At 68.1% G+C, this 25,424-nt stretch carries 23 protein-coding genes; 13 read left to right on the forward strand and 10 right to left on the reverse strand.

Going from position 1 to position 25,424, the window contains the following annotated elements:
* Positions 1-40 precede the first annotated feature (40 nt).
* Entirely contained in the window at positions 41-760 is a 720-nt protein-coding gene (locus JNUCC0626_RS45470) for a SigB/SigF/SigG family RNA polymerase sigma factor (RefSeq protein WP_394616804.1), read from the reverse strand.
* Between the two features lie 12 nt (positions 761-772).
* On the reverse strand, positions 773-1,237 hold the full coding sequence (locus JNUCC0626_RS45475) for an SRPBCC family protein (protein WP_394616805.1): 465 nt from the start codon (positions 1,235-1,237) through the stop codon (positions 773-775).
* Positions 1,238-1,451: 214 nt separating this feature from the next.
* On the opposite strand from JNUCC0626_RS45475, the gene JNUCC0626_RS45480 reads away from it, so the two are divergent.
* The 7 genes from JNUCC0626_RS45480 (at position 1,452) to JNUCC0626_RS45510 (ending at position 8,505) form a co-directional block, all read left to right on the forward strand.
* A complete protein-coding gene (locus tag JNUCC0626_RS45480; RefSeq protein WP_430623508.1) occupies positions 1,452-2,228 on the forward strand; it encodes an ABC transporter ATP-binding protein in 777 nt (258 codons plus the stop codon).
* A gap of 2 nt (positions 2,229-2,230) precedes the next feature.
* The gene (locus JNUCC0626_RS45485) at positions 2,231-3,004 is read left to right on the forward strand and encodes an ABC transporter ATP-binding protein (RefSeq protein ID WP_394622244.1); all 774 of its coding nucleotides are present in this window, start codon (positions 2,231-2,233) and stop codon (positions 3,002-3,004) included.
* Positions 3,001-4,824, forward strand: a complete 1,824-nt coding sequence (locus JNUCC0626_RS45490; RefSeq protein WP_394616807.1) for an AMP-dependent synthetase/ligase — start codon at positions 3,001-3,003, stop codon at positions 4,822-4,824. The genes JNUCC0626_RS45485 and JNUCC0626_RS45490 overlap by 4 nt, the downstream gene beginning before the upstream one ends.
* Complete coding sequence (locus JNUCC0626_RS45495; RefSeq protein ID WP_394616808.1) at positions 4,817-5,704, forward strand: branched-chain amino acid ABC transporter permease; 888 nt, start codon at positions 4,817-4,819, stop codon at positions 5,702-5,704. Before JNUCC0626_RS45490 ends, JNUCC0626_RS45495 begins: the two co-directional genes overlap by 8 nt.
* Positions 5,701-6,819, forward strand: a complete 1,119-nt coding sequence (locus JNUCC0626_RS45500; protein ID WP_394616809.1) for a branched-chain amino acid ABC transporter permease — start codon at positions 5,701-5,703, stop codon at positions 6,817-6,819. The genes JNUCC0626_RS45495 and JNUCC0626_RS45500 overlap by 4 nt, the downstream gene beginning before the upstream one ends.
* 128 nt (positions 6,820-6,947) lie before the next feature.
* Positions 6,948-8,117 carry an ABC transporter substrate-binding protein gene (locus JNUCC0626_RS45505; protein WP_394616810.1) on the forward strand — a complete coding sequence of 390 codons (1,170 nt, stop codon included), beginning with the start codon at positions 6,948-6,950 and terminating at the stop codon, positions 8,115-8,117.
* A gap of 79 nt (positions 8,118-8,196) precedes the next feature.
* Positions 8,197-8,505, forward strand: a complete 309-nt coding sequence (locus tag JNUCC0626_RS45510) for a hypothetical protein (RefSeq protein WP_394616811.1) — start codon at positions 8,197-8,199, stop codon at positions 8,503-8,505.
* On the opposite strand, the gene JNUCC0626_RS45515 is transcribed toward JNUCC0626_RS45510, so the two are convergent.
* The 5 genes from JNUCC0626_RS45515 to JNUCC0626_RS45535 form a co-directional block, all read right to left on the reverse strand.
* Positions 8,502-9,386 (reverse strand): alpha/beta hydrolase, encoded by an 885-nt coding sequence (locus JNUCC0626_RS45515; protein ID WP_394616812.1) that lies wholly within the window; start codon positions 9,384-9,386, stop codon positions 8,502-8,504. The two genes, JNUCC0626_RS45510 and JNUCC0626_RS45515, sit on opposite strands and share 4 nt — an antisense overlap.
* Entirely contained in the window at positions 9,386-9,691 is a 306-nt protein-coding gene (locus JNUCC0626_RS45520; RefSeq protein ID WP_394616813.1) for a putative quinol monooxygenase, read from the reverse strand. Before JNUCC0626_RS45520 ends, JNUCC0626_RS45515 begins: the two co-directional genes overlap by 1 nt.
* 100 nt (positions 9,692-9,791) lie before the next feature.
* Positions 9,792-10,748 (reverse strand): TolB family protein, encoded by a 957-nt coding sequence (locus JNUCC0626_RS45525; RefSeq protein ID WP_394616814.1) that lies wholly within the window; start codon positions 10,746-10,748, stop codon positions 9,792-9,794.
* The gene (locus tag JNUCC0626_RS45530) at positions 10,745-11,950 is read right to left on the reverse strand and encodes an MFS transporter (protein ID WP_394622245.1); all 1,206 of its coding nucleotides are present in this window, start codon (positions 11,948-11,950) and stop codon (positions 10,745-10,747) included. Before JNUCC0626_RS45530 ends, JNUCC0626_RS45525 begins: the two co-directional genes overlap by 4 nt.
* Positions 11,951-11,975: 25 nt before the next feature.
* Positions 11,976-13,337 carry a DUF7594 domain-containing protein gene (locus JNUCC0626_RS45535; RefSeq protein WP_394616815.1) on the reverse strand — a complete coding sequence of 454 codons (1,362 nt, stop codon included), beginning with the start codon at positions 13,335-13,337 and terminating at the stop codon, positions 11,976-11,978.
* Between the two features lie 153 nt (positions 13,338-13,490).
* Here JNUCC0626_RS45535 and JNUCC0626_RS45540 point away from each other — a divergent pair, with 153 nt between their 5' ends.
* Positions 13,491-14,069 (forward strand): hypothetical protein, encoded by a 579-nt coding sequence (locus tag JNUCC0626_RS45540; RefSeq protein WP_394616816.1) that lies wholly within the window; start codon positions 13,491-13,493, stop codon positions 14,067-14,069.
* Here the strand turns inward: JNUCC0626_RS45540 and JNUCC0626_RS45545 are convergent.
* Positions 14,032-15,018, reverse strand: a complete 987-nt coding sequence (locus JNUCC0626_RS45545; RefSeq protein ID WP_394616817.1) for a PHP domain-containing protein — start codon at positions 15,016-15,018, stop codon at positions 14,032-14,034. The genes JNUCC0626_RS45540 and JNUCC0626_RS45545 overlap by 38 nt on opposite strands.
* Positions 15,019-15,127: 109 nt before the next feature.
* Here JNUCC0626_RS45545 and JNUCC0626_RS45550 point away from each other — a divergent pair, with 109 nt between their 5' ends.
* A complete protein-coding gene (locus tag JNUCC0626_RS45550) occupies positions 15,128-15,541 on the forward strand; it encodes a DUF3237 domain-containing protein (RefSeq protein WP_382440702.1) in 414 nt (137 codons plus the stop codon).
* A gap of 270 nt (positions 15,542-15,811) precedes the next feature.
* Entirely contained in the window at positions 15,812-17,212 is a 1,401-nt protein-coding gene (locus JNUCC0626_RS45555; protein ID WP_394616818.1) for an alpha/beta fold hydrolase, read from the forward strand.
* Between the two features lie 250 nt (positions 17,213-17,462).
* On the opposite strand, the gene JNUCC0626_RS45560 is transcribed toward JNUCC0626_RS45555, so the two are convergent.
* On the reverse strand, positions 17,463-20,189 hold the full coding sequence (locus tag JNUCC0626_RS45560) for an ATP-binding protein (protein WP_394622246.1): 2,727 nt from the start codon (positions 20,187-20,189) through the stop codon (positions 17,463-17,465).
* A gap of 123 nt (positions 20,190-20,312) precedes the next feature.
* On the opposite strand from JNUCC0626_RS45560, the gene JNUCC0626_RS45565 reads away from it, so the two are divergent.
* Complete coding sequence (locus JNUCC0626_RS45565; protein WP_394616819.1) at positions 20,313-21,500, forward strand: serine hydrolase domain-containing protein; 1,188 nt, start codon at positions 20,313-20,315, stop codon at positions 21,498-21,500.
* Here JNUCC0626_RS45565 and JNUCC0626_RS45570 read toward each other — a convergent pair.
* Complete coding sequence (locus tag JNUCC0626_RS45570; protein WP_394616820.1) at positions 21,497-22,444, reverse strand: MASE1 domain-containing protein; 948 nt, start codon at positions 22,442-22,444, stop codon at positions 21,497-21,499. The genes JNUCC0626_RS45565 and JNUCC0626_RS45570 overlap by 4 nt on opposite strands.
* Positions 22,445-22,582: 138 nt before the next feature.
* On the opposite strand from JNUCC0626_RS45570, the gene JNUCC0626_RS45575 reads away from it, so the two are divergent.
* Together JNUCC0626_RS45575 and JNUCC0626_RS45580 are read left to right on the forward strand one after the other, a co-directional pair.
* On the forward strand, positions 22,583-23,230 hold the full coding sequence (locus JNUCC0626_RS45575) for a zinc-binding dehydrogenase (RefSeq protein WP_394616821.1): 648 nt from the start codon (positions 22,583-22,585) through the stop codon (positions 23,228-23,230).
* Between the two features lie 32 nt (positions 23,231-23,262).
* Complete coding sequence (locus JNUCC0626_RS45580) at positions 23,263-25,401, forward strand: molybdopterin oxidoreductase family protein (RefSeq protein ID WP_394616822.1); 2,139 nt, start codon at positions 23,263-23,265, stop codon at positions 25,399-25,401.
* Positions 25,402-25,424: the final 23 nt, after the last annotated feature.

Genomic DNA, 25,424 nt, shown 5'->3' on the forward strand with positions numbered 1-25,424 from the left:
GAGCAGTATCGCCAGAACCGGACATTCCCGCTCGCTCATTTCACTCCTCTGCCAGCAAATCGTGTCGCAGCTGGTCCAGGGACTTGGTGAGCAGCCGCGACACGTGCATCTGGGAGATGCCGACGCGGCGGGCTATCTCGGTCTGGGTGAGGCGGCCGAAGAAGCGCAGCACGACGATCGTGCGTTCCCGGCGGGGAAGGCCCCGCAGCATCGGCTGCAGGGCCTCGTGGATCTCGACGCCTTCGAGGGCCGGGTCGTCGACGGTCGAGCCCTCCAGGGTTTCGAGGGACGCGAACGCGATGTTCTTCTCGATCCGCAGGCCCTCGTAGACGTCGGTGAGCGGGATCCCCAGGTGCCGGGCGATCTCGGAGGGAGTGGGAGATCGCCCGGTGCGGTGCGACAGTTCGGCGGTGGCTCCGTCGATCGAGTCGCACAGCTCCTTCAACCTGCGGGGCACGCGCACCGCCCAGCACTGGTCGCGGAAGTGGCGCCGCACCTCGCCGGTGATCGTCGGGACGGCATAGGACAGGAAGTCCGTCTGCCTGCCGACGTCGAACCGGTCGATGGCGTTGATGAGGCCGACCGCTGCCACCTGCGCGAGGTCTTCCATGGGCTCGCCGCGTTCGCTGAAGCGGCGGGCGATGTGCCGGGCGAGCGGGAGGTACTCGCGCACCAGCCTGTCTCGCATCACGTAATAACGAGGCGAGTCACGGGCGGTGCGGGCGAGTTCCTCGAACGCCGCGTGCTGGTCTGGCGTCAACGCGCACCGCGATCAGACCTGGGGCGGCGGCGTCACGTCGCCGCGCCACGCGCCGGTCTCGACTCCGCGGTTCTCAATGAACTCCTTGAACCGCTTGAGGTCGCCCTCCACCCGGTGGCCGACGACGCCGAGCGCCGCTCCTGCCTTCTCGGTGAAGGTCTCGGGGTGGTACTCCATCTGGACGTGCACCCGAGTGGTGTCGTTGTCGAGCCGGTGGAACGTGACCACGCCGCCCTGCGGCGCACCGTCGACCGTGGTCCACGCGACCCGCTCGTCGGGGTGCTGCTCGGTGATCTCGGCGTCGAACTCGCGTACGACACCGCCGATCTTCGTGGTCCAGTGCGTCTTCGTCGGCGTGAGCTGGTCGATCTTCTCGACGCCGTCCATGAACGCCGGGAAGGATTCGAACTGGGTCCACTGGTTGTAGGCCGTGCTCACCGGCACGTGGACGTCCACCGACTTCTCAATGGTGGTCACGAAACCTCCTCCTTCATCTTGGTGTCGGAAGGTGAGTACCCGCGTCACGCGCCGTTACACATCCGTCATGTGTCCACTCAGGACGGTCACGCAGAGTGTTGCGCCAATTGCGATCTGCACATCACGAAATCGCCCACAGTGGTCAAACCGCTCTGTGATCCAAGTCTCACGAGCGGCATACTGCGCGGTATGTCACGACGCCCCACAGGAGGCGCTGGTGCTCGAAGCGAACAACCTCGAGGTTGTCTACGACGACGTGATGCTGGTGCTCAGGGGCGTGAGCCTGAAGGTGCCGCAGGGCAAGGTCGTGGCCCTGCTCGGCGCCAACGGAGCAGGCAAGACGACGTTGATGAGGGCTTTCAGCGGGCTCCTCGACGTGCACGACGGCAAGGTCACCAAGGGCTCGATCACGCTCGACGGTGAACCGATCCACCGCCTCTCACCGGCGAAGATCGCGGACCGTGGCATCAAACAGGCGCTGGAGGGCCGCCGGATCCTCGGCGAGCTCACGGTCGAGGAGAACCTCAAGGTCGGCGGGCACGCCAGGCCGAAGAGGCTCAGCCACAACCTCGAACGCTGCTACGAGCTGTTCCCGCGGCTCTTGGAACGGCGAAGACAGAGTGCGGGCTACCTGTCCGGCGGCGAGCAGCAGATGCTCTCGATCGGCCGGGCGCTCATGTCGGAACCGTCCTACCTGCTGCTGGACGAACCGAGCCTCGGCCTCGCGCCGCTACTCGTGCAGCAGATCCGCGACCTCGTCGTGAAGATCAACGAACAGGGCACCACGGTCCTGCTGGTCGAGCAGAACGCCAGCATGGCGCTCTCCATCGCCGACCACGGCTACGTGCTCGAGACCGGCAAGGTCGTCATGGACAAGCCGGCGGACGCACTCCTCGCCGACGACGACATCCGCGAGTTCTACCTCGGTCTCGGCACCTCCTCGTTCCGTGCGGTCAAGCACTACAAGCGCAGGAAGCGGTGGTTGTCTTGAGCGTGCTGGAGGTCAACGAGATCCGGCTGACGTTCGACGGCGTCGTCGCCGTCGACACCGTGTCGTTCACCGTCGAGGAGGGCGAGCTCTTCGCCATCATCGGCCCGAACGGCGCCGGCAAGACGTCCATCTTCAACGTCCTGAGCGGCGTCTACCGGCCGCAGCGCGGGACCGTGCGGTTCCACGGCGACGACCTGGTCGGCATGCGGCCGCACAAGATCGCCGCGCGGGGCATGGCTCGCACGTTCCAGAACATCGAGCTGTTCTCCCATCTCACGGTCGTCGACAACCTGATGCTGGGGCGCCACAACCACATGCGCTACGGCGCGTTGTCGGCGTTCGTCTGGCTCGGTAAAGCACGCAACGAGGAGCTGAAGAACCGGGCGGCGGTCGAGGCGGTCATCGACTTCCTCGAACTGGAGCAGTGGCGGCGCTTCCCGGTCGGCCTGCTGCCCTACGGCGTGCAGAAGCGCGTCGAACTCGGCCGCGCGCTCGCGATGGAACCCAAGCTGCTGCTGCTCGACGAGCCGGTCGCCGGCATGAACGTCGAGGAGACCGAGGACATGGCGCGGTTCATCCTCGACGTCCGGGAGGAGCTGAACATCCCGATGATCATGGTGGAACACGACATGGGCCTGGTCATGGACCTCGCGGACCGCGTGATGGTCATGGACTTCGGCCGCCCGATCCGCACCGGCACCCCGGCTGAGGTGCAACAGGATCCGGACGTCATCCGCGCGTACCTGGGCGAGCAGCACAAGAGCGTGACGCCATGACCACAACCACGGTCGTCACGCGCGTGCGAGACCGCGCCACGAACACGCCTGACCAGGTCGCCTTGCGCGCCAAGGACTTCGGCATCTGGCAGGAGGTCAGCTGGGCCTGCTACTGGGCGAACGTCGAACTCGTCGGGCACGCGCTGCTGGCGTTGGGACTCCAGCCGGGCGAACGGGTCGCGATCCACTCCGAGAACCGGCGCGAGTGGCTCTACGCCGACCTCGGCACGGTCGCGGCGCGCGGCATCACCGTGGGGCTGTACCCGACGAACCCGGCCTCCGAGGTCGCGTACCTGCTGTCGCACTCCGGCGCGCGCATCCTGATCGCCGAGGACCAGGAGCAGGTCGACAAGGCGTTGCTGGTGCTGGAGGACACGCCCGACCTGGAGTGGATCGTCTACGTCGAGCCGCGTGGCATCAAGGGTCGCTACGACAACCCGAAGCTGCTGGCCTGGGACGACTTCCTGGCACTCGGTGCCGCCCACCGCGACGAGTTCGGCGGCGAACTGGCCGAGCGGATGGCGGCGACGGCGCCGGAAGACGTCATGACGTTGATCTACACGTCCGGCACCACCGGGCCGCCCAAGGGCGCGATGCTCACCGTGGCGAACGTCGAGTTCGCCGTCCACGTGCTGGTGGAGGGCGGCGGTTTCACTTCGCCACCGCCGTCCTCCGCCGACGTCACGCTGTCGTACCTGCCGCTGTGCCACGTCGCCGAGCGCATCTTCACGACGTGGTTCAGCGCGGCGAGCGGCGTGCGCGTCCACTTCGCCGAGTCGATCGAGACCGTGCAGGCGAACCTGCGCGAGGTGCAGCCGACGATCCTGTTCGGCGTCCCCCGGATCTGGGAGAAGGTGCTGGCGGGGGTCAAGATCGGCGTCTCCAGCGCGTCCTGGACCAAGCGCACGACCACGCGGTTCTGGTTGCGCAGAGCGGAAAGCATCGGCGAGACGCTCGTGCGGACCGGCGGCAAGCACACCGCGCAGAGCCGGATGATCTACGCGCTGGGCTGGCTCTTCTGCTTCCGCGCACTGAAAGCCCGCATCGGCATGCGACACGTCCGGTACGCCTCCTCGGGCGCCGCGCCGATCGCCCCGGACGTGCTGAAGTTCTTCATGGGCATCGGGGTGCCGATGCACGAGGTCTACGGCATGACCGAGAACACCGCCGTGGCCACCGGAAATCGCCCCGGCCGGGTCAAGCTCGGCACCGTCGGCGAACCGCAGCCCGGCACCGAACTGCGGATCGACGAGGAGACCGGCGAGGTGCTGACCAGGCACGGCGGCACGTTCGCCGGCTACTGGCAGGACCCCGAGGCCACCGCGCGGGTCCTGAGCGACGGGTGGCTGCACACCGGTGACGTCGGCGAGTGGGTCGACGGCACGCACGTGAAGATCACCGACCGGATGAAGGACATCATCATCACCGCGGGCGGCAAGAACATCGCGCCGTCCGAGCTGGAGAACGCCCTCAAGACGTCCCCGTACATCAAGGAAGCCGTCGTCATCGGCGACCAGCGCGCGTACCTGGTGGCGTTGATCGGCATCGAGTACGAGACGGTCGGCCACTGGGCGCAGCAACGCAAGATCACCTACACCACCTACCGCGACCTGTCGGAGAAGGCCGAGGTCCTGGAACTGGTGCAGCAGCTCGTGACCGAGGTGAACGGCAAGTTCGCCCAGGTCGAGCAGATCAAGAAGTTCCGGATGTTCCCCAAGGAGCTCGACCACGAGGACGGCGAGCTGACCGCGACGCAGAAGGTGAAGAGATCCGCGCTGGGCAAGATGTTCGACGACCTCGTGGAGAGCATGTATGGATGAGTTTCTCCAGTCGTTGATCCGGGGTCTCGGCACCGGGTCGATCTACGCGCTGCTCGCGCTCGGCTTCGTGATCATCTACAAGTCGACGCAGGTGATCAGCTTCGCGCAGCCGGCGTTCATGCTGGCCGGTGCCGTGCTGGTCTCGTACCTCTCGCCCGTCGTGTCGTTCGTCGGGGCGGTGGTCGTCGCCGCGGTGGTGATCGCGGTGCTGGCCTTGGGCGTCGAACGCACGGTGCTGCGGCCGATGGTCGGCAAACCGGTGTTCGTGGTCGCGATCATCACCATCGGCGTGGACGTCGTGGTCAGGGTGGTGACGAATGCGTTCATCGGCCTCGACGTGCGGCAGGTCGGCGACCCGTGGGGCCTGAACACGGTGAACTTCCTCGGCGCCGAGGTGCAGCAACGCTATCTGGTGATGATCGCGACGACCGCCGTCGTGACGGCCGCGTTGTTCCTGTTCTTCCGGTACTCGCGGATCGGTCTCGCCATGCGGGCTGTCGCCTACGACCAGGAAGTCGCGCTGGCACAGGGTGTTTCGGTCGGGTCGGTGTTCGCGTTGTCGTGGGCGCTGGCCGGCGGGCTCGCCGCGCTGGCCGGGGTGTTCGTGGCCACGGGGGCGGGCGTTGACCAGCAGTTGTGGATCGTGGCGCTGAAAGCGTTGCCCGCCATCATCATCGGCGGCCTGGAGTCGTTGGGGGGTGCGGTCGTCGGCGGGCTGACGGTCGGCGTCGTGGAGTCGCTCTTCGGCACCTACCAGAACGACTTCGCGCCGTGGCTCGGACCGAACTTCGGCCTGGTCGCTCCGTACGCGTTGATGCTGCTCGTGTTGCTCGTCAGACCGTACGGACTGTTCGGCAAGAAGGAGGTGGAACGCCTGTGAAGGGGCCGAAAACCATCAAGGGCAGGCCAGAGCTCTACACCTCATATGGGCAGGACATGGCGTTCCTGAACACGCGCCCGAAGCGTGCGTGGTCGGGCGGGCTCGTGGTGTTCGCGCTCGTGCTGCCGTTCATGATCACCGATGACCTGCTGCAGTTGCTGGCCACGGGGTTCGTGGCGGCGATCGGCGCGATCGGCCTGAACATCGTCACGGGCTACGCGGGCCAGGTGTCGCTGGGCCACGCGTTCTTCCTCGCGATCGGCGCCTACACGGCCGCGGCGTTGTCCGGTCCCGAGACGGGACGGGTGATCGGGTTCGGCATCACGTCGCTGCCGATCTGGCTGCTGGCCGCGGGTCTGGTGGCCGCGTTCTTCGGCGTGCTGGTCGCGCCGGTGGCGGTGCGGTTGCGCGGCCTCTACCTCGCGATCGTGACGCTGGGGCTGGTCTTCCTGGGAGAGCACGTCTTCAAGGAGTGGACGTCGCTCACCGGCGGCCCCGGCATCGGACGGCCCGCGGCGGTCCCCGAGCTCTTCGGGGTGCGGCTCGACCAGAGCAACTCGGTGTTCACCGCGGCACAAATGCTCTACCTGCTGATGTTCGTGCTGCTGGTGATCTTCGGCGTGCTGGCGCGCAACCTCGTGCGCTCGCGCGTCGGGCGGGCGTTCGCGGCGGTGCGGGACCGGGATCTGGCCGCGTCGGTCATCGGCGTGGACCTGACGAGGTACAAGGTGCTCGCGTTCGCGGTGTCCTCGTTCTACGCGGGTGTCGCGGGCGCGTTGTTGTTCGTGGTGAACGGGTTCTTCGATCCTGGCTCGTTCAACCTGTTGTTGTCAGTGCAGTACATCGCGATGGTGCTCATCGGCGGCGCGGGCACCATCTCCGGAGCGATCATGGGCGCGCTCTTCATCACTCTGCTGCCACGCATCACCAGGGAACTGCCCACGGTGCTGCCGTTCATCAGTGGTGACGCGACCGGCGTGATCACGGTCTTCCAGGTGGAGGCCGTGCTCTACGGCGTGCTCATCATCGTGTTCCTCATCGTCGAGCCACGCGGGTTGTTCGGCATCTGGGTCCGCGTCCGCAACTACTGGCGCACCTGGCCGTTCTCGTACTGAGGAGATTCCCCATGTCTGGTAAGAGAGTCGCGATAATTTTCGTCGGGGCATTAGCTCTGGCATCGTGCCGCGGAGGGGACGGCGCGGCGCCGCAGGAGGGCGCGGGCGGGATCAAGGTCGACGTCGGCGTGACGTCCGAGGCGTGTCCGAACGCCGTCGACAAGGCCAAGGGCTGCATCTACCTCGGCACCATCTCGGACCTCACCGAGGGCCCGTTCAAGACGCTGGCCGTGCCGATCACCGATTCGCAGAAGGCGTTCTGGAAGCGCGTCAACGACAAGGGCGGCATCGGCGGCTACGAGGTCGACGTCACCAAGTACGTCAAGGACAACAAGTACAACCCGCAGATCCACAACCAGGTCTACCAGGAGATCAAGGGCAACGTCCTCGCGCTGACCCAGACCCTGGGCTCGCCGACGACCGCCGCGATCCTGCCGGACATGAAGAACACGAAGATGGTCGCGGTGCCGGCGTCGTGGACCTCGTTGTGGGGCCTCGAGGACGGCGTGCTGGAGTCCGGCGCGAACTACTGCGTCGAGTCGATGAACACCGTCGACTACGCCGTCGAGAAGATGGGCGTGAAGTCCGTGATGGCCGTGCACAACGCCGGTGACTACGGCGACGACGCGGCGGCGGGCGCGAAGATCGCGGCCGAGAAGCGCGGGCTGACGTTCGAGAACGTCACGACCCAGGCGGGCCAGGACAACCAGGGCGGCGCGATCGACGCGGTGGTGTCGAAGAAGCCGGACCTGGTCGTGCTGACGACCGGCCCGACCGACGCGGCCGTGATCATCGGCCAGGCCGCCGCACGGGGCTTCAAGGGCAAGTTCATCGGCACCTCGCCGACGTGGAACCCCGGTCTGCTGAAGTCGCCGGCCGCGCCCGCGATCAAGGCGCTGTACATGCAGTCGGCGCCGTGGAAGTCGTGGAGCACCGAGTCTGTCGGCCACACCGCGATGCGTGCGGCGCTGTCGGGCGTGACGCCGAACGACGGCTACACGGCCGGTTGGGTGTGGGCGTACCCGTTGAAGGCGGCGCTCGAGAAGGCGGCCTCCAACAAGGACTTGACGCGCGCCGGTGTGCTGAACGCTGTGAAACAACTCACCTCTGTGGACTACGAGGGGATGCTCCCTTCGGGTGCAGGCAATTTCTCCGCTTCGCCCCAGGACGCACTGTTCCGTCAGTCACTCATCTACCGGCCCGATGACGCGGCCCCGACGGGAGTTTCCCTGGTAGAGGACTTCTTTACCGGTTCAACGGCGAAGGATTTCAAGTTCGACAAGCCGTGCTACCAATGAACCGAACGGGTGATGCTCGACCCTGACTGTCGCGATCTCTGACTAGTCTCGGGGTTGAGCCCTGAGGAGGTTGTGAACGGTGTTGTCGTGCGTCGAGGTCCGCCGATCCGCCGGAGGGCTCCGGTTATTCGTCCGTCCCCCGGCCGCGCTGAGTTGGAACGCGCGGCTGGGGTACGACCGGGTGTCGGAGTTGCTGGAAGCCATTCGACAGGTCGAGGCGTGCTCGGTGCCGGACGTGGCACTGACGTTCGTGCCCGACCAGTGCACCGGTGAAGCGGTGCTGAAGTGCCAGACCGGGTCCGTTCTGCTGGACGCCGAAGAGGTGGCCACGTTGTCCACCGCGCTTCGAGCTCACATGCCGGACCGCATGAGGCCACTTCCGGCCTAACAGAGTTTTGCCGCAAGCCACTCCGTGCGGGTGCGTCGCGCCCGCACGGAGAGCGCGGCCTCCGGGAAGATCGCGTCGAACCCGTGGAACCCGCCTGCCCAGGTGTGCAGTTCCGCGTCCCCACCGGCCGCCCAGATGCGTGCGGCGTAGGCGACGTCCTCGTCCCGGAACACCTCGGCCGTTCCCGTGTCGACGTAGGTGGCGGGCAGTCCCGTCAGGTCATCGGCCAGAGCCGGTGACACGTAACGGGAAACGGTCGTGCGGTCGCCGAGCACCGCGCGCCAGCCGAACTCGTTCATCTCGCGCGTCCACACGCCCGGCTCGCCGGAGTGCTGCCTGCTCGACGTGGAATCGTTGCGGTGGTCCAGCATCGGGCAGATCAGCACCTGCGCGGCGATCTCCGGACCGCCGAGGTCGCGGGCCATCAACGTGATCCCGGCGGCGAGTCCGCCACCCGCGCTGATGCCTGCCACGACGAGCTTCTCGGTGCCGAAGTTCTCGGCCGTCCACAAGAGACCCCGGTAGCAGTCGTCGACGAGCGTGCTGCCGGTCGCCTCCGGGGCGAGCCGGTGCTCGACGGTGACCACGGCGACGCCGAGTTCCGCGAGCCACTGCAGCGGGATGTCGATCTGCGAGAACCTGTCGCCCATCACCATGCCGCCGCCGTGGATCCAGTAGACGCACGCGGTCGGCGTGATTCCCTTGGGGCGGAACACGGTCAGCCCGATCTCGCCGAGGTCGACGTCCTGCCGTTCGGCGTCGGTCGTGAACGGCGGGGACGGCATCTGGCGGATCTGCTGGAGCAGCTCGGGGGTGAGTTCGGCCGACAGCGGCATGTCGGCGAGGAGCGTGCGCAGTTCGGGGTCGAGGGCGAGGGACATCAGAACGCCGCCTTGCCGCCGACGGGCAGCTCGTCCAGGTAGGTGGACTCGCCGTCGAGCAACGTCCCCAGCTTCGCGACCAGCGCCTGCGCCTCGTCGCTCGCGAAGAACGTGCTGTGCGCCTCGGGGGTCGTCCAGCCTTCGGTCACGTAGATGACGTCGGGGTTGCCGGTCGAGCGGCCGACCAGGAAGACCACGCAGTCGTCGTTGGTGAGCGACGGCGCGTCGAGCAGGAACTCGACGACCTCGTCGCCCTTGCCGGGCTTCGCGGTCAGGGTGGCGTGGAAACCGTGCTGGACGCTCATCTGTTCCTACCTCTCGTCGTTCTGGCGATGTCTTAATCAGACCGCCTGAGCTGGAGAGATGGGAGATCGATGCTGCCGCGCTCTTGCCTGATCCTCTCGATCAGCTGATCGGCGCCGGTGAGCTGGCCTCCGGCACCAGGATCGCCGGGGTGCCGCTGCCGTCCGCCGGGACCGACCACACGTCGTTCAGCCCGTCCTCGCGCTGGAGCGAATAGGCCACGGTCTTGTCGTCCACCCACGCCGGTTGGTCGTCGACGCTGCGGGTCTCGGCGAGTTCGGTGATCTTGCGGCTGGCCAGGTCGAGAACCGAGACGCGCCAGCCCTTCTGCGGGTCGCCCTCGACGGCCTTCTTGTAGGCGATGCGGGTGCCGTCCGGGGACAGCGACGGGCACTCGACGTTGTCGAAGTCGTTGAGCGGCTTGACGGTGCGTGCTGCGAAGTCGCCTTCGAGCAGGTAGCGGTGGCCGCCGGTGGACATGGTGGCGTAGAAGCGGTTGTCGTCGGCGGTGAACGTGACGCCCCAGTAGTTCGTGTCGACCGGCCTCGCCGGCATGCCCTCGACGGCGAACTCCTCCAGCGACGTGACGAGCGTGCCGGTCTTCGTGTCGTAGATTCCGGTGCTGGTGGAGAACCCGTTGGCCGCGTAGGAATGCCCGTCGACGAACAACGTCCACGCGACCATCCGGCCGCTCGCCGACACCCGCGTGCGGTTCGGGAAACCGGTCAGCGGCACGGTTTTCAGCTCCTTGAAGTCGTGGTTGAGCACCGCGAGCTCACCGGCCTTCAACGCACCGACCGGGCGGAGGCAGGAGATCGTTCCCGCGGCCTCGTAGACGCGGTCGCAGTTCTGCGCGGTCACCTCGCGGGATCCGGCGGGATCGGTGCGCGAGACGGTGGAGAGCTTGCCGTTGCTCAGCACCATCAGCCGAGGGCCGCCGCTGGACGGCACGGACTGCGCGGCGTTGTCGGGTGCGGCACCGGACAACGCGGTGTAGCCGACGGCGACGCCGCCGAGCAGCACGGCGGCGGTCAGCGTGATCAGCAGGCGTTTGTTCATGAGCGGCGACGTCCCAGCAGTGCGGCGGTGGCGATCAGGGCGAGGACGACCGCGACGGCGGCGATCCTGGTGGCGGTCTCGGGGCTGGTGAACTGCCAGGCGAGACCGAACAGCACGGACGAGCCGAGGTAGGCGAGGGCCTGACCGCTCTGGATCAGCGCGATCCCGGTGGTGCGCAGGCGTTCCGGCAGCACCGGGCCCGCGAGCGCCATCAGCACGCCGTCCGTGCAGGCGTAGAACACGCCGTACAGCAGCACGACCAGCACCATGAGCGGCCAGCCGCCCAGCGGCCCGTGCAGCAGGAGGTAGACGCCGGTCAACGCGCCGTAGCCGGCCAGCATCACCTTGAGACGGCCGACGCGGTCGGCCAAAGCGCCCAGTGGTGCGGCGAGCAGCAGGTAGACGAGGCTCGTGCCGACGGCGAGCAGCGGGAACCAGCCGAACGCCAGCCCTTCGCGTTTCTGCAGCAACAGGTACACGAACCCGTCGCCGATCGTGACGAGTCCGAGCAGCGACGCGGCCAGCACGATCTTCCGCACGGCCGGGTCCTTCAGCAGCGCGAGCTTCAGCGGTTCCTTGCGCTCCACCGGCTCCGGCCGGTCTCGCACGTACAGGACCAGCACCAGCACGCCGAACGCGGCGATGCAGAAGCTCACGACGAACACGGCGTCGAACGACTGGGCCGACGCGGCGAGCACGGCCATCGCGACGAGCGGCCCGGCGAACGCGCCGATGCCGTCCATCGCCCGGTGCACGCCGAACGCCCGCCCGAGGTCCTGGCTGGGCGTGGAGAGCGTGATCAACGCGTCGCGCGGCGCGGTCCGCAAGCCTTTGCCCGCGCGGTCGGCGGTGATCACGAGGCCGAGCGCGGTCAGTGAGTTGCCTGCGGCGAGCAGGCCGAGCTTGGCGACGGCGGAGAGCCCGTACCCGAAGCCCGCCACGGCCTTGCGGCGGTTGGTCCGGTCGGCGACGTAACCGCCGGCGAGTCGGAGCAGGGTGGTGGCGCCGGTGTAGACGCCGTCGATCAGCCCGTACGCGGCGGGGCTGAGCTGGAGGCCGATGACGAGGTACAGCGGCAGGATCGCGGCCACCATCTCCGACGAGACGTCGGTGATGAGACTGACCGTGCCGAGCGCGAAGACGTTGCCGCTCAGCCCTTTCCAGTTCGCCGTCTTGGGTTTGTCGAGCGTTGACAGGTACATCATCGGCCTCCAGCGGCGGTGTCCGTCAGTGACAGTTGGTGGTGCCGCTGTCGGTGTAGGTCTTGCCCGCCTCGGGGACGAACTGCCAGTCGAAGCTGTTGCTGTGCAGCGTCAGCTTCAACACCCCGCGGGTGCCGGTGTTGCGGGCCTCGCTGTTCGGCCTGATCGTGCCGAAGCCGTACGCACCGGCGCCGCCCATGCCCGCGACGAACGACCGGATGCCACGCGAGTTGTCCAGCGCACCGCTGGGGTTCTGCGGGGCGAACCGCTCGTACTGGTGGTTGTGGCCGGTGACGACCACGTCGGCGTTGTAGTCGTACAGCGCCTGGAACAACGGCCGGGTGGCCGTCGAGGGCGCGTGGTTGGCGCCGCTGGTGAACAGCGGGTGGTGCCAGTACGCCGCCGTGCACGGCTTCGTGCTCGCCGCCAGGTCCTGGCGCAGCCACTGCTCCTGCGCGCTGCCCGCCGACATGCTGATGTTGGAGTTCAGCGACACGATGTGCCAGTTGCCGAGGTCGTAGGAGTAGTACCCCCGGCCCGACGGCCCGGCCTGCGAGCCGAAGTAGTTGTAGTACCCCGTGGCGCCGCTGGTGTTGTAGTCGTGGTTGCCGGGCGACGGCTTGGTGCGCGCCTTGTGCCGGCCCCACGTCGGTTCGTAGTAGTTCGCGAACTCCGAGGCGGTGCCGTTGGTGTAGACGTTGTCGCCGGTCGTCCAGACGGTGCCCTGGATGTTGTCCAGCAACGCTGCCGTGGCGGTGTCACCGGACCCCGAGTCGGCGATGTCGCCCGCGCCGACCCAGACCGGGTCGCCGGGAGGCGGCGTCGTGCCGTCGGTGACGACGAGCTGCGGAGCCGTCGACGACCCGCTTTCGCGCGAGTCGTAGTCGGCGCCGTCCGAACTGCTCGACGTGATGCCGATGCTGTACGTGCCGTTCCCCGTGACGTAGCTGGAGACGTCGACCTCGTACCAGGCGTTGCGCACGACCGAGCCGAGCGACCCGAGGGTGGCGCCGTCGATCGCGGGCTGGTTGTTCCAGGTGACCGCGGTCTCGGTCCAGCTGACGTTGGACATCACCCGGAACGTGCCGCCGCTGGGGCTTTCCGCGCCGGAGACGTCGTCGGTGTGGATGCGCAGCTTGGCGTTGCTGACGCTGCCCGTGATGCCGGAGACGGTGAACTTGAGGAACGTCCGCTTGACCGGCGAGTTGTCGATGCCGAGCTGGCTCGCGGTGCCGTAGTTCGTTCCGGTGGACCCGTTGTCGACGTAGGTGTCGGCGGTGGGGGTGAACGTGGTCGTGGCGGCGTGCGCCGAGGTGGAGGCGGTGAGAGTGGCCGCCGTGACGATGACGGTGGACAGCACGGCTAAGGGAGCCCTGCGACGTGACATGCCTGTCCTTGGTGTGGTGGGCGGACATGGGCCGTCGCGAAGGGTAGAGCGGAATCGTTCGGTGCCTGATGTTCGTTCGGCGGCGGTTGGGTGAACGGCGGGCGAATGACGTTATTGCGGTATTTCCGCGTGTGCTCGCGACTCCGTCAGTACATGGGAGTCGAGGTCTGCGACCCTCGCTGGCTCACGGCCGTGCCCGGAGCCGAGCTCGTGGTCGCGCTGGACGAGGTGAGCGCGCACGCCGCTGTGGGGCACCGGGTGACCGTGCTGATCGACCTGGTGCCCGACAACGTTGCCATGCTGCGTGGACTGGCCACCGAAGCCGTGGGGGAGGGCGCGCGCAAGGTGCGGGTGCGGCCGCACGGGGTGGACCGGGTGGATCTCGTCTACGCGGCCGTCGAGCTGGGGCGGGTGGCCGAGGACGACGCCGTCGAGGTGCAGTTCGACGTCACGTCTGCCGCCTTGTTGCGGGCTGATCCTTCTGCTTTCGTGCGCGTGGATCCGTTGGTGGTGGCCGCGGACGGGACCGTGGTGCCGATCTGCGCCGGGCTGGAGGGGTTCGCGCTGGGGCAGCTGGGGTCGTTGGACGATCTGCTGGCTTCGTGGGATCCCGAGCCCGTCCGGGTTCTCTGCCGGGTGGCGTTGACGCGGGCGTTGGCCGACACCGGGCCTCTTGTGTCCTGGTACGAGCACCTCACCCGGACAGCAGTCGAGATGCGGGCCGGGTGTTGATCACCAGATCCGGGGTGACGCCGCACTCCTCCGCCCTGGCGCAGCCGTAGTTCAGCCAGTCGAGCTGGCCCGGGGCGTGGGCGTCGCTGTCGATGGAGAACGTGCAGCCGGCGTCGACGGCGAGGCTGAGCAGCCTTCGTGGGGGATCGAGGCGCTCCGGGCGTGAGTTGATCTCCACCGCCGTGCCGTGTTCGGCGCACGCCTCGAAGACCTTCGCCGCGTCGAACTGCGATTCCGGCCTGCCCTTGCCCACGACCAGGCGGCCGGTGCAGTGGCCGAGGATGTCGACGTGCGGGTTCTTCACCGCGTTGATCATGCGCCTGGTCATGTCGGCTCTGGGCATCTTGAGTTTCGAGTGGACGCTCGCGACCACGACGTCCAGGCGTGCCAACAGGTCCTCGGCCTGGTCGAGGCTGCCGTCGTCGAGGATGTCGACCTCGATGCCGGTCAGGATCTGGAACGGTGCGAGTTCCGCGTTGAGTTGTTTTATGACTTCGAGCTGCCTTTCGAGACGCTCTCTGGTGAGTCCATTCGCGACGGTCAGGCGCGGGGAGTGGTCGGTCAGCACCATGAACTCGTGGCCCAGGTCGCGGGCCGCCTCCGCCATGTCCTTGATGGGGCTGCCGCCGTCGGACCAGTCGGAGTGGACGTGGCAGTCGCCCTTGAGCTTGGAACGCATCTCCTCGCCGCCGGTGATGTCGACGTGCCGGAGCTTCGCGAGGTAGGACGGCTCGCGGTTGGCCAGTGCGTCGACGACGACACCCGCGGTCGACTTGCCGACGCCCTTGAGATCGGTGAGCGTGCCGAGCTTCGCCCGCTTCTCGACGTCGGCGGGGTCGAGGTCGGCGAGGATCGCGGCGGCGTTGCGGAACGCCTGGACGCGGTAGGTCGGCTCGCCCGCCCGTTCGAGGTGGAAGGCCACCTGCTTCAACGCCTTGACCGGATCCATACCTCTTCCTACCCCATCGGACGGGCGTGCGCGCTGTGTACGGGGTTCCCCGACAGATAAGGCTCGGGCATTGGCCACTTGTCTGTCGGGTTTGTAGCTTCGTCGTGTGATGGAACTCGTGCCTCTCGGCGTTCTGACCGCGCAGCTGCGAAAGCCTTACCGTCTCCCGAAAACGCCCGCGGGTGACCGGTTCGTGTACGAGGTGGAGTCGGGGACGTTCGCCGGCGAACGCCTCTCCGGGGTGATGTGCGGGTCGTCGTCCGCGGACTGGCTGACCATCGGGCCGGACGGCATCGCGACGTTGGACGTGCGCTCCTTGTTGCGCACTCACGACGACGCATTGGTGTATCTGCACTACTCAGGGCGGGTTGACGTCTCGAATGGCTTCGGCGCGCCGTTGTACGCGGCGCCGCTGTTCGAGACCGGCGACGACCGCTACCGCTGGTTGAACCGGGTGCAGGCGGTGTCCAAGGGGGTGCTGGACGGCCTCGTGCTGACCTACGAGGTGTGCGAGGTGCGGTGAATTTCACCCGACCTTCGTCGGTGTCGACCAGGTCCGCGACTGCGGAAGCGTTCTTTCGCTGACCTGATCGAATCGGAGGGGTGCGCGGTGCGGAAGCGTTGGGGTGCGGCGGCTTTGGTCGCCCCGTTGTTCGTGTCTCTGGTGGGAACCGCTCAGGCCGCGCCTGGGCCGTTGGACGAGTACTACGCGCAGACCGTGGCCTGGGCCGAGTGCCCTGCCGGGTGGGTTTCGCCCTCTACCGGGGTCGAGTGTGCTTCGGTCGTGGTGCCGATGGACTACAAGAACCCGGGCAACGGCAATCTGGAGATCGCCATCTCGCGCAAGAAGGCCACGGATCCTTCTCGGCGTCGGGGTGTGTTGATGACCAATCCTGGCGGGCCCGGTGGGTCTGGGCTGGGGGCGGTGCACTGGTTCAACGCGCAGACTGATGTGCTTCGGATTTACGACGTCATCGGGATGGATCCTCGCGGGGTTGGGCGGTCAACCCAGATCCGGTGCGTTTCGACTCCTTCTGACGACGAGTTTCCCTCTCGGCCAACGGATGCGCAGTTGGCCAACTGGGCTGACCACGCGCGGGCGGTGGAAGCGAACTGTCAGCGTGGGGGTGGGGAGATGCGGCGGTTCATCTCCACCATGAACACCGCACGCGACATGGATGTGATCCGTGGGGCGTTGGGGGAGAAGAAGATCTCCTACGTCGGGTACTCGTACGGGACTCAGCTCGGGGCTGTGTACGGGTCGATGTTCCCCAAGAACCTGGATCGCAGTGTGTTGGACTCCGCGTTGGATCCGTTGAAGACCTGGCACGAGCAGGACGTCGACGTGGTGGATGCCATCACGGACAACCTGCGCAAGTGGACCGAGTGGACTGCTGCTCGGAATTCTGCTTATGGGCTGGGGACTTCTGCTGCTGCGGTGCGGGGCGAGTTGGACAAGATCGCGGAGAGGTTGAAGGCCGGGCCGTTTGGTGGGTATGCGGACGTTTCATCATTCGACTACGCGGTGGGGGCTACTCGGTATCGGCGGTCTTGGGCGGCTTTCTCCCGGCACATCGCCTCGATCAAGGCCGGGAGTGCTGATGCTTCGGAGGCTTCGGCTGTTGTCGCGGCGTTGAAGAAGGGGGACATCGAGCCCACTTCTGCCGGGACGTTCCAGGCTGTTGTGTGTGAGTGGGACTGGTTCAGCGATGTCAACACTTACTACGGGGACATGAAGCGGTGGCGGGACACCAATCCGTATGGCGGGACTGTGGATTACATGGCGCCTACCAACTGCACGTTCCGGGCGTTCGTCCGGCCGGAGAAGATTCCTGCCATTACGCGGAAGTACCCCGCTGGGCTGGTGGTCAACTCTGATGGGGACACGCAGACTCCCCTGGCCAATGGGCGGGTCATGGCCGAGCACCTTGCGCAGCCGTTGATCAGTGTTTCCAATGATGGGCAGCACGGGCATTATGCGTTGCGGCGCAACGGGTGTGTGGATGCGTTGGTGAACAAGTACCTGGTGTCCGGGGTTTTGCCGGCTTCTCGGGTCACCTGTGCTGGGACTGACATCGCGGAGGATGTTCCGGTTGGGGCTGCGGCTTCGGCTTCGGCTTCGCTTGGGGTGTCGTCTGGGCGGCCGTTGAGTGCGATTCTGGGTGAGATCGCGGTGGAGACCAAGCCGTTCTGAGGTTGCGATTGAGGCTTGACCTTGAGCCTCTGGTGGGACGCGTTCGCGGCCTCGCCCCTCAAGGTCAAGCCCCAATCGCCATGAACGGCGTAACCGGTTCCCAGAGCTGATCAACCCGTTCGGGCTCGCTTCGCGTCGCCACGCCAGGATTCGTGGGTGGTTGGCGTGCGTTGGTGGCTGCCGGTTGAGTGCGCGCGCCGGGCCAAGACGGTGGTCACCTTGCGTTCGCGACTGCGGTTGCGTTGGCGGGTCAGCGTTGTTGCATTGCGTCCAGCGCCCTGGCCAGTTCCAGGCGTGACGAGACGTGCAGCTTCGCGTAGATGCGCGACAGGTACACCTCGATCGTGCGTGGGCTGTAGTGCAGGGCCGTGGCGATGTCGCGGTTCCTCATGCCCTGTTGCACCAGGCGGGCCACGTTCTCCTCGGCCGGGGTGAGCAGGCCCGGTGCCTTGGAACGGGCGCGAGGGACCTTCGCTCCCAAGGCGCGCAGGCGGTTGCCTGCCTGGCGGCGCAGGCCGTGGGCGCCTAGACGTTGAAAGGTCGTGTAGGCGTCCAGGAGAGAAGGAACTTCGCCGAGGGCCAGTTGGGCTCGCGCCTTCTCGAACTCCAGGCCGCCCTGGGCCGCTTCGGACACGGCTTCTCGGAGGAGGTCGGGGTCCTGGTGGACCACGCCGGTGATGCGGCGGATGGTGGTGCGCGACCACGGGGAGAAGCGGGTGGCTGAGACGGCGGTCAGGCGGTCCAGGGAGTGGCGGGCCTCGGTGGTGCGGCCCTGGTCCAGGTCCAGTTCGATCATGCGGGCCACCAGGACGCAGGAGTACGGGGCCTCCAGGTCGTCGCCGATGCCGGCCTTGAGGAGTGAGTAGGCGGCGGCGGGGTCGCCTCTCGCGATCAGGTATTCGGCCAGGGAGATCGAGTGCAGGCGCGAGATGTTGGTGGAGGTCGGGGCGGGGAGGGTCGCTAGGCGGGCGGCCACGTCCAGTTCGCCTCGCCAGGTTCGGATGGCCAGTTCTATGGCCTGCAGGGCGCCTTGGGCCTGGTCGGCCTGTGCGGCGGCTATGTCGGGGAGGGAGCGGCCGATGTTGTCCAGGGCCGTGTCCCAGTGGCCGCCGAGCCAGTCGAGGGTTACCCGGGTGGCCAGGCGTTCTGCTCGGAAGCTGGTGGTGGCTTCGGCGGTGGCCAGGGCTTCTGCTCTGCGGGAGCGCCAGGCCGCGTCGTGGACCAGGCCCGCCAGTGCGGTGATGGAGGCGCAGACGGAGAGGGCCTGGAGTTCCAGCATCGGGTGGCCGTTGCTGTGGGCCAGGGCCTGGTTGGCGTGTTCGACGGTTTTGTCGTGTTGGAAGAGCATCGAGGTGAGCAGGGCCAGGTGTTCGTGGACGATCACGCCTTCGGCCGGTGACGTGATGGGGAGAGCGGGGAGGCGGGCAGCCTCGGTCAGTGCTTCGGAGTGGCGGTTGTTGTAGACGAGGAGCACGGCTCGTTGGGCTTGCAGGGAGGTCGGGGCGTTGCCGGAGGCCACCTCGGCGTCGGCGAGTGTCAGGGCTTCGGTGGTGCGGCCCACCGAGAAGAGAGACGAGATCGTCGCGGTGGCCACTCGGGTGCGTTCTTGGCCCGGTGGCAGGGAGTTGAGAGCGGCCAAGCCCGGTTCCACGGCCAGCGCCGGGCGGGAGGCTCGGGCCAGCACTCGGCATTGCAGGGCCAGCACCGGGGTTCGTTCTGGGGCGTTGCGCGGCAGGAGTTGCAGGGCTCTGGTGCAGAGGGCCGCTGCGGTTTCCGGGGCCGAGGTGCGGGCCTCGGTGGCCGCTTCGGTCAGGACGGCTACCGCGTTGTGGTCGCCTGGGGCCGCGGACTCGGCCAGGTGCCAGGCCAGTTGGAGGAGGTCCACCGGGAGGTGGTGGGCCCGGTCGTCGAGCAGGCGGGCCGAGATCAGGGAGTGCAGGTGGCGGCGTTGGGCCGGGCCCAGTTCCTGGTAGAGGGCTTCGCCCACCAGAGCGTGGGAGAAGCGGTAGCCGGTGTCGTCGTGCACGACGATGTTGGCGTGCAGCAACGCGTCGAAGGCTTCGGCCACGGTGTGTTCCGGTAGGGACGCGACCCTGGCCAGCAGGGGGATCTGGTCCAGGCGGACGCGACGGAACACCGCGACGGCCCGTGCCACCAGGCGGGTGTCGTTCTCCAGCGGTGCCACTCGGCGCAGCAGGGCTTCGCGGCGGGTCAGGCGGATGGCGTCCGGGGAGACGGTCAGGCGGGCTCGGTTGTCGTCGACCGTCAGAAGGTTCAGGTCGCGCAGTGAGCGGGCTATCTCCGTGACGAAGAACGGGTTGCCGTCCGAGCGGTGCAGCACTTCGCGGGCCAGGCCCTCGTCCACGGCGGTGTCGAGGAAGGACTCCACGACCTGGGTCACCTCCGCGCCGGTCAGGGGCGGCAGGACCAGGCGGAGGGTTTCGGCGTGTTCCTCCACGCGGTCCAGTTGGCCAGGGTCGGCGGAACGGCTGGTGGTGACCAGGACCAGCGGGGCGGCGGTGAGTCGGCGCAGCACCAGGGTGAGCAGGGACAGGGAGTCGTCGTCGGCGTGGTCGAGGTCGTCGATCAGCAGCGCGGCGGGGCGGGTGGTGGTCAGCGCGGTCAGCAGGCGGACGACCTGGTCGCAGGCCCTGCCGAACCACGTGCCGGAGTCCTCGGTCGTGGTTTCCAGGGCTGCCAGCGTTTCGGCGCGGAGTTCGTCGGCGGGCAGGGAGCGGATCAGGGCCGTGATCGTGCCGTACGGGATGCGCTTGCCCAGCACGTCCGACGCCGAGGTGAGGACCGCGCACTGCTCGGTGCGCAACGAGCGGGCGATCTCGGTCAGCAGGGACGTCTTGCCGATGCCCGGTTCGCCGCTGATCCCGATCACGGCCAGCCCGGTCGCGGGGGAGCCGGCGACGCAGGTCAGCACCGTGCGCAGCTCCTGGTCACGGCCTACTAGCGGCGTGTCGGCGATGACGGGCCTCCGGGTGGGTCGGGCTGAGCCGAGTCTTCCACGCGTTAGGCGTTGAGGCTTCCCTACTGATGCGTGGTCGCCGTCGGTGGTGGTCTGACGGCCCCCGCCGTCCGAGGAGGATCAATGTCGATCCAGGGAAGCTGTGCGCCGCGGTTCGCCGAGGTGCGTGCCGAGTTCGAACGCAACTTCGCCGAACGCGATGAGGTCGGCGCGTCCGTCCACGTCACGGTGGACGGCGAACCCGTCGTGGACCTGTGGGGCGGTGTCGCCGATCCCGCGAGCGGCCGGCTCTGGTCCGAGGAGACGGTCGTGCACGTGTGGTCGTGCACCAAGGGCGCCACCGCGCTCGCCGCGCACGTCCTCGCCTCGCGCGGCGAACTCGACCTCGACGCGCCGGTCGTCCGCTACTGGCCCGAGTACGGGGCCGAGGGCAAGGAGGCGACGCTCGTCCGGCACCTGCTGGCGCACCAGGCCGGGCTGCCCGCCGTCACGTCGCCGCTGCCCGCCGGGGCGTTCTACGACTGGGACCTGATGACCTCGACGCTCGCCGCGCAACGGCCGTTGTGGGAACCGGGCACGCGGCACGGCTACCACGGGTTGACGTTCGGGTTCCTCGTCGGCGAGATCGTCCGGCGGGTCACCGGGTTGTCGCTCGGCAAGTTCTTCGAGAAGGAGGTCTCCGGGCCGCTCGGCCTCGACTTCTGGCTGGGCCTGCCCGAGGACCTCGAACCCCACGTCGCCCCCACGATCCCGGTCGACCCGACGCAACCCGGGGTGTCGCTGCCGTCGTTGTTCGTCACCGCGCTCACCCAGCCGGACTCGGTGCCGGGGTTGATGCTGCTCAACAACGGCGGCTACATGATGCCCGGTGAGTCCGATTCCCGCGCCGCACACGCGGCCGAAATGGGTGCTGTCGGAGGCATTTCCAACGCCAGGGGGCTCGCCGGGCTCTACCGGCCGCTCGCGCTCGGCGGTGCGCACCAGGGGGTGCGGCTGGTCGAGGAGGCGCAGCTCCCGCAGATGTCGAACGTCGCCGTGGCCGGGATGGACGCCGTCGTCATGGTGCCGTCGCGGTTCGCGCTCGGCTTCCAGAAGGCCGTCGACAACCGCTACCTGCCGCCGAACGACAGGGAAGGGCTGCTGCTGCCGGAAGAAGCGTTCGGGCACACCGGAATGGGCGGGTCGCTGGGGTTCGCCGACCCGGGCAAGCGGCTGTCGTTCGGGTACGCCATGAACCGGCAGGGGCCGGGACTCGCGCTGAACGAGCGCGGTCAGTCCCTTGTGGACGCTGTCTACCGGGCGCTGGCCTAACCGGGCGGCACGATGCGGCCGAACCGTTTGCGCACCCGCTCTTCCTGGGAACGCGCAACGGTTTCGGCCAGCTGCTCGCAGGCCCGTTCGATCGCCCGCCTGGCCTCGTTGCGCTCGCTGGTGATCGCGGAGAGGATCAGGCCCGTCAGCGCCACCGAGCCGTTGAACGCCTGCAGGACGATCATCGTCGTCAGCAGTGTGGTGGTGGAGAAGTGGCCACCGGCCGCGGACATCACGGCCGCCACGGAGATGATCGCCGCGCACGGGGCGGCGATCGCGTGCTGGAAGCGCAGCGCCGCCCAGATCAGCATGGGGAACACCAGGAACAGCAGCCGCGCGCCGGACATCGTCACGAACGACGCGACCAGGGCCGCGGAGACCAGCAACACGCCTGCCTCGGCCAGTCGCGCGGGCGGGGCGCGCCACTGCTTGGGCAGCGTCAGCAGCAACGGCGTGAACACCAGCACGCCCATCGCGTCTCCGGTCCACCACACCGACATCACCGCCGGCACGTCCCGCCACGCGATCACGCCGCCGAACCGCAACGCCATCGTGCCGACCACAGCGCTCACCAGCATCGCGCCCAACGCGCCCGCGAAGACGAGCAGCAGCGCGTCCTTCAGACGGTCGATCGCCGGGCGGAAACCGAGGCGGGTCAGCAGGTACCAGGCGAGCAGGGGAGCCGCGGTGTTGCCCGCCGTGATCACCAGCGCGGAGACCAGCGGGGCGCTCAGGGAGATGTTGGCGGCGAACGCGCCGAGCGCGATGCCCGGCCAGATCCGGCGGCCCGCGATCAGCAGTGCCGCCACCGAGATCCCCGTCGGCAGCCACAGTGGAGTGACCTGACCCTTCACCAGGGCCAGGACCAGGCCGACCTGCGCGGTCGCGAAGTACGCGAGCGCGACGACGGCGATCGTGCCGACGGTCCGGAGTGCGGCGTTCACCGCAACATGCTGCACCCGTGCGCAGACGATGGCCATACCTCGGCAAAGGGCGTACCCACCTGGCCCCACCCCGTTTGTCTTAGCTGTTGTGGAAGCCGCACTACAGCCGGCCGCCGCGGACCCGGTGAGATGGACGGCATGCGCACAGCCGAGGCCGCCGACGAGATCCGGGTGGAGGACGGCGGGCGCCGCGTGGTCGTGATCGCGGGCCGCGTGTGCCTGCCGGTGTCCGCGGGCGTCACCGACGAGCAGGCGCTGGCCCTCGCCAGAGCGGGCACGACGGCGTGGCACCTCCTGCGCACGTGCGCGCACCTCAGGCCGGACGAGTCGATCGTGGTGCACGACGCGATGACCGAGGTCGGCGCCATCGCGGTCCAGCTCGCGCGCGGTTTCGCGGCGGGCCGGGTGATCGTGACCGAGTCCACTCAGGCCCGCCGGCGTCAGGCCGTCCGGCTCGGCGCGGACGTCGCGGTCGACTCCAACCGAGACGGACTGACTGCCCGGTTGATCACCGCGAACGAGGGCGAACAGGTCGATGTGGTGCTCGATCCCGGTGGCGCGCTGACGTCTTCGCTGGACGCGCTCGCACCGTTCGGCAGGGTCGTCTGCTACGGCCCTGACCAGGACGAATCCGTCAGGCTCACCGGGCTGCTGAACGGCTCGCGGGCGATCATCGGGTTTCGCTTCGACCACACGCTCGACCACCCGGAAATGGTCGCCAGAGCTGTCAGTGAGCTGTTCGGGTTGACCTCGGCCGGCCGCTTGCGTCCGATGGCAGACAGCTAGTACTCGTTGGTAACAAGCCGATAAGGGGACCCATGAGGACCGTGTTCACGACCTGCCCGCTCTGCGAAGCGACCTGCGGGCTGGAGCTGACGGTCGAGGGCGACCGGATCACGAAGGTGCGCGGCGACCGCGAGGACGAGTTCAGCAAGGGCTTCCTCTGCCCCAAGGGCGCCTCGCTCGGCACCCTCGACGCCGACCCGGACCGGCTGAGCGCGCCGCTGATCAAGCGCGACGGCGAGTTCCACGAGGTCAGCTGGGCGGAGGCGTTCGCCCACATCGACGAACGCCTGAAGGACTTCCCCGACCGCAACGCCATCGCGATGTACCTCGGCAACCCGGTCGCGCACTCGCTCGCCGGCGGCCTCTACGCCGGACCGCTGCGCAAGTCGCTGGGCAGCCGCAACATCTTCTCCGCCAGCACCGTCGACCAGATGCCCAAGCACGTCCAGGTCGGCCACATGTTCGGCGGCATCTTCTCGATCCCCGTGCCCGACATCGACCGCACCGACTTCATGCTGGTGCTGGGCGCGGACCCGTTCGCGTCCAACGGAAGTCTGTGGACGGTGCCGGACGCGCCGGGCCGCTTCAAGGCGTTGCAGAAGCGCGGCGGGAAGTTCGTCGTGGTCGACCCGCGCCGCAGCCGCACCGCTGCGGCCGCCGACCAGCACGTCGTGATCCGGCCGGGCACCGACGTGTTCCTGCTGCTGGCGTTGATCCACGAGCTGTTCGCCCAGGACCTGGTGCAGCTCAAGGACCTCGCCGACCACGTCACCGACCACACGGTGATCCGCGCGCACATCGAGCCGTTCAGCCCCGAGGCCGTCGAGGACCGCACCGGCGTCGACGCGGCCACGATCCGGGCGCTGGCAGCACAACTGGCCGAGGCCGACCGCGCCGTGGTCTACGGCCGCATCGGCACGACCACCGTCGAGTTCGGCACGATCGCGTCCTGGGCGGTCGACGTCCTCAACGTCCTCACCGGCAACCTCGACCGGCCCGGTGGCGCGATGTGGCCGCTGCCCGCGCACCTGAACCGCGGCAAGGGCAGCGGCAAGGGGTTCGGCGTCGGCCGCTGGCACAGCCGCGTGCGCGGCCACCCCGAGGTGATGGGGGAGTACCCGGCCGTCACGCTGGTCGACGAGATCGAGACGCCCGGCGAGGGCCAGGTGCGCGCGCTGTTCACGATCGGCGGCAACCCCGCGCTGTCGTTGCCGAACTCGGCCCGCGTGAGCGCCGCTCTGTCCTCTTTGGACTTCATGGTCAGCGTCGACCCGTACCTCAACGAGACCACCCGGCACGCGGACGTCATCCTGCCGACGCCGCCGCCGTCCCGCCGCGTCCACTACGACATCGCGTTCCTCAACCACTCCGTGCGCAACGTCGTGAAGTACTCGCGCGCCGCGATCCCGTTGGAGGAGGGCAGGGTCGACGAGACGGACATCTTCTTCCGGCTCATCACGATCTTCTCCGGCATGGGCCCGGCCGCCGACCTCGACGCCATCGCCGCGTTCCAGCTGAACGACCTCAAGCAGAAGGCCGGCGTCGACTTCGAACCGGACGGCGAGACGCGCGAGGAACGCCTGCTGGACCTCAAACTCCGCACCGGCGCGTACGGGCTGAGCCTCAAGCAACTGCTGGACAACCCGCACGGCATCGACCTCGGCCCGCTCACCCCGCGCCTGCCCGAGATCCTGCGCACGCCGTCCGGGAAGGTCGAACTCACCCCGCAGCCGATCGTGGACGACCTGCCGCGCGTGCGGGAGGCGCTGGAGCGTCCCGAGACCGGGATGGTGCTGGTCGGCCGCAGGCACCTGCGCACCAACAACTCCTGGATGCACAACGTGCCCGCGCTGGTGAAGGGCAAGCCGTTGTGCACGCTCCTGGTCAACCCCGGCGACGCCGACCGCCTCGGCCTCGCCGACGGCAAACCCGCCCAGGTCACCTCGCGCGTCGGTGAGGTCGAGGTGCTCGTCGAGATCACCGCCGACATCGCGCCGGGCGTCGTGTCCATGCCGCACGGCTGGGGCCACGACCAGCCCGGCACCCGGCTCACCGTCGCGAGCGAGCACGCCGGGGTGAACGTCAACCTCCTCACCGACGACCTCCGCCTCGACCCGCTCTCGGGCACCGCCGTGCTGAACGGCACCCGCGTGCAGGTCGTGCCCGCCTGAAGAATCCCTCAGCGCCTCTAGGA

The sequence above is a fragment of the Lentzea sp. JNUCC 0626 genome (genome assembly GCF_043632865.1).
In the GTDB taxonomy this organism is placed as follows: domain Bacteria; phylum Actinomycetota; class Actinomycetes; order Mycobacteriales; family Pseudonocardiaceae; genus Lentzea.

Excerpts from the sequence above, each read along its gene's own strand:
- JNUCC0626_RS45545 (WP_394616817.1), bottom strand. The coding sequence starts at position 15,018 with ATGGATCCGGTCAAGGCGTTGAAGCAGGTGGCCTTCCACCTCGAACGG.
- JNUCC0626_RS45490 (WP_394616807.1), top strand. The coding sequence starts at position 3,001 with ATGACCACAACCACGGTCGTCACGCGCGTGCGAGACCGCGCCACGAAC.
- JNUCC0626_RS45580 (WP_394616822.1), top strand. The coding sequence starts at position 23,263 with ATGAGGACCGTGTTCACGACCTGCCCGCTCTGCGAAGCGACCTGCGGG.
- JNUCC0626_RS45535 (WP_394616815.1), bottom strand. The coding sequence starts at position 13,337 with ATGTCACGTCGCAGGGCTCCCTTAGCCGTGCTGTCCACCGTCATCGTC.
- JNUCC0626_RS45520 (WP_394616813.1), bottom strand. The coding sequence starts at position 9,691 with ATGAGCGTCCAGCACGGTTTCCACGCCACCCTGACCGCGAAGCCCGGC.
- JNUCC0626_RS45575 (WP_394616821.1), top strand. The coding sequence starts at position 22,583 with ATGCGCACAGCCGAGGCCGCCGACGAGATCCGGGTGGAGGACGGCGGG.
- JNUCC0626_RS45565 (WP_394616819.1), top strand. The coding sequence starts at position 20,313 with ATGTCGATCCAGGGAAGCTGTGCGCCGCGGTTCGCCGAGGTGCGTGCC.
- JNUCC0626_RS45515 (WP_394616812.1), bottom strand. The coding sequence starts at position 9,386 with ATGTCCCTCGCCCTCGACCCCGAACTGCGCACGCTCCTCGCCGACATG.
- JNUCC0626_RS45530 (WP_394622245.1), bottom strand. The coding sequence starts at position 11,950 with ATGTACCTGTCAACGCTCGACAAACCCAAGACGGCGAACTGGAAAGGG.
- JNUCC0626_RS45550 (WP_382440702.1), top strand. The coding sequence starts at position 15,128 with ATGGAACTCGTGCCTCTCGGCGTTCTGACCGCGCAGCTGCGAAAGCCT.
- JNUCC0626_RS45525 (WP_394616814.1), bottom strand. The coding sequence starts at position 10,748 with ATGAACAAACGCCTGCTGATCACGCTGACCGCCGCCGTGCTGCTCGGC.
- JNUCC0626_RS45540 (WP_394616816.1), top strand. The coding sequence starts at position 13,491 with ATGGGAGTCGAGGTCTGCGACCCTCGCTGGCTCACGGCCGTGCCCGGA.
- JNUCC0626_RS45555 (WP_394616818.1), top strand. The coding sequence starts at position 15,812 with ATGGACTACAAGAACCCGGGCAACGGCAATCTGGAGATCGCCATCTCG.
- JNUCC0626_RS45495 (WP_394616808.1), top strand. The coding sequence starts at position 4,817 with ATGGATGAGTTTCTCCAGTCGTTGATCCGGGGTCTCGGCACCGGGTCG.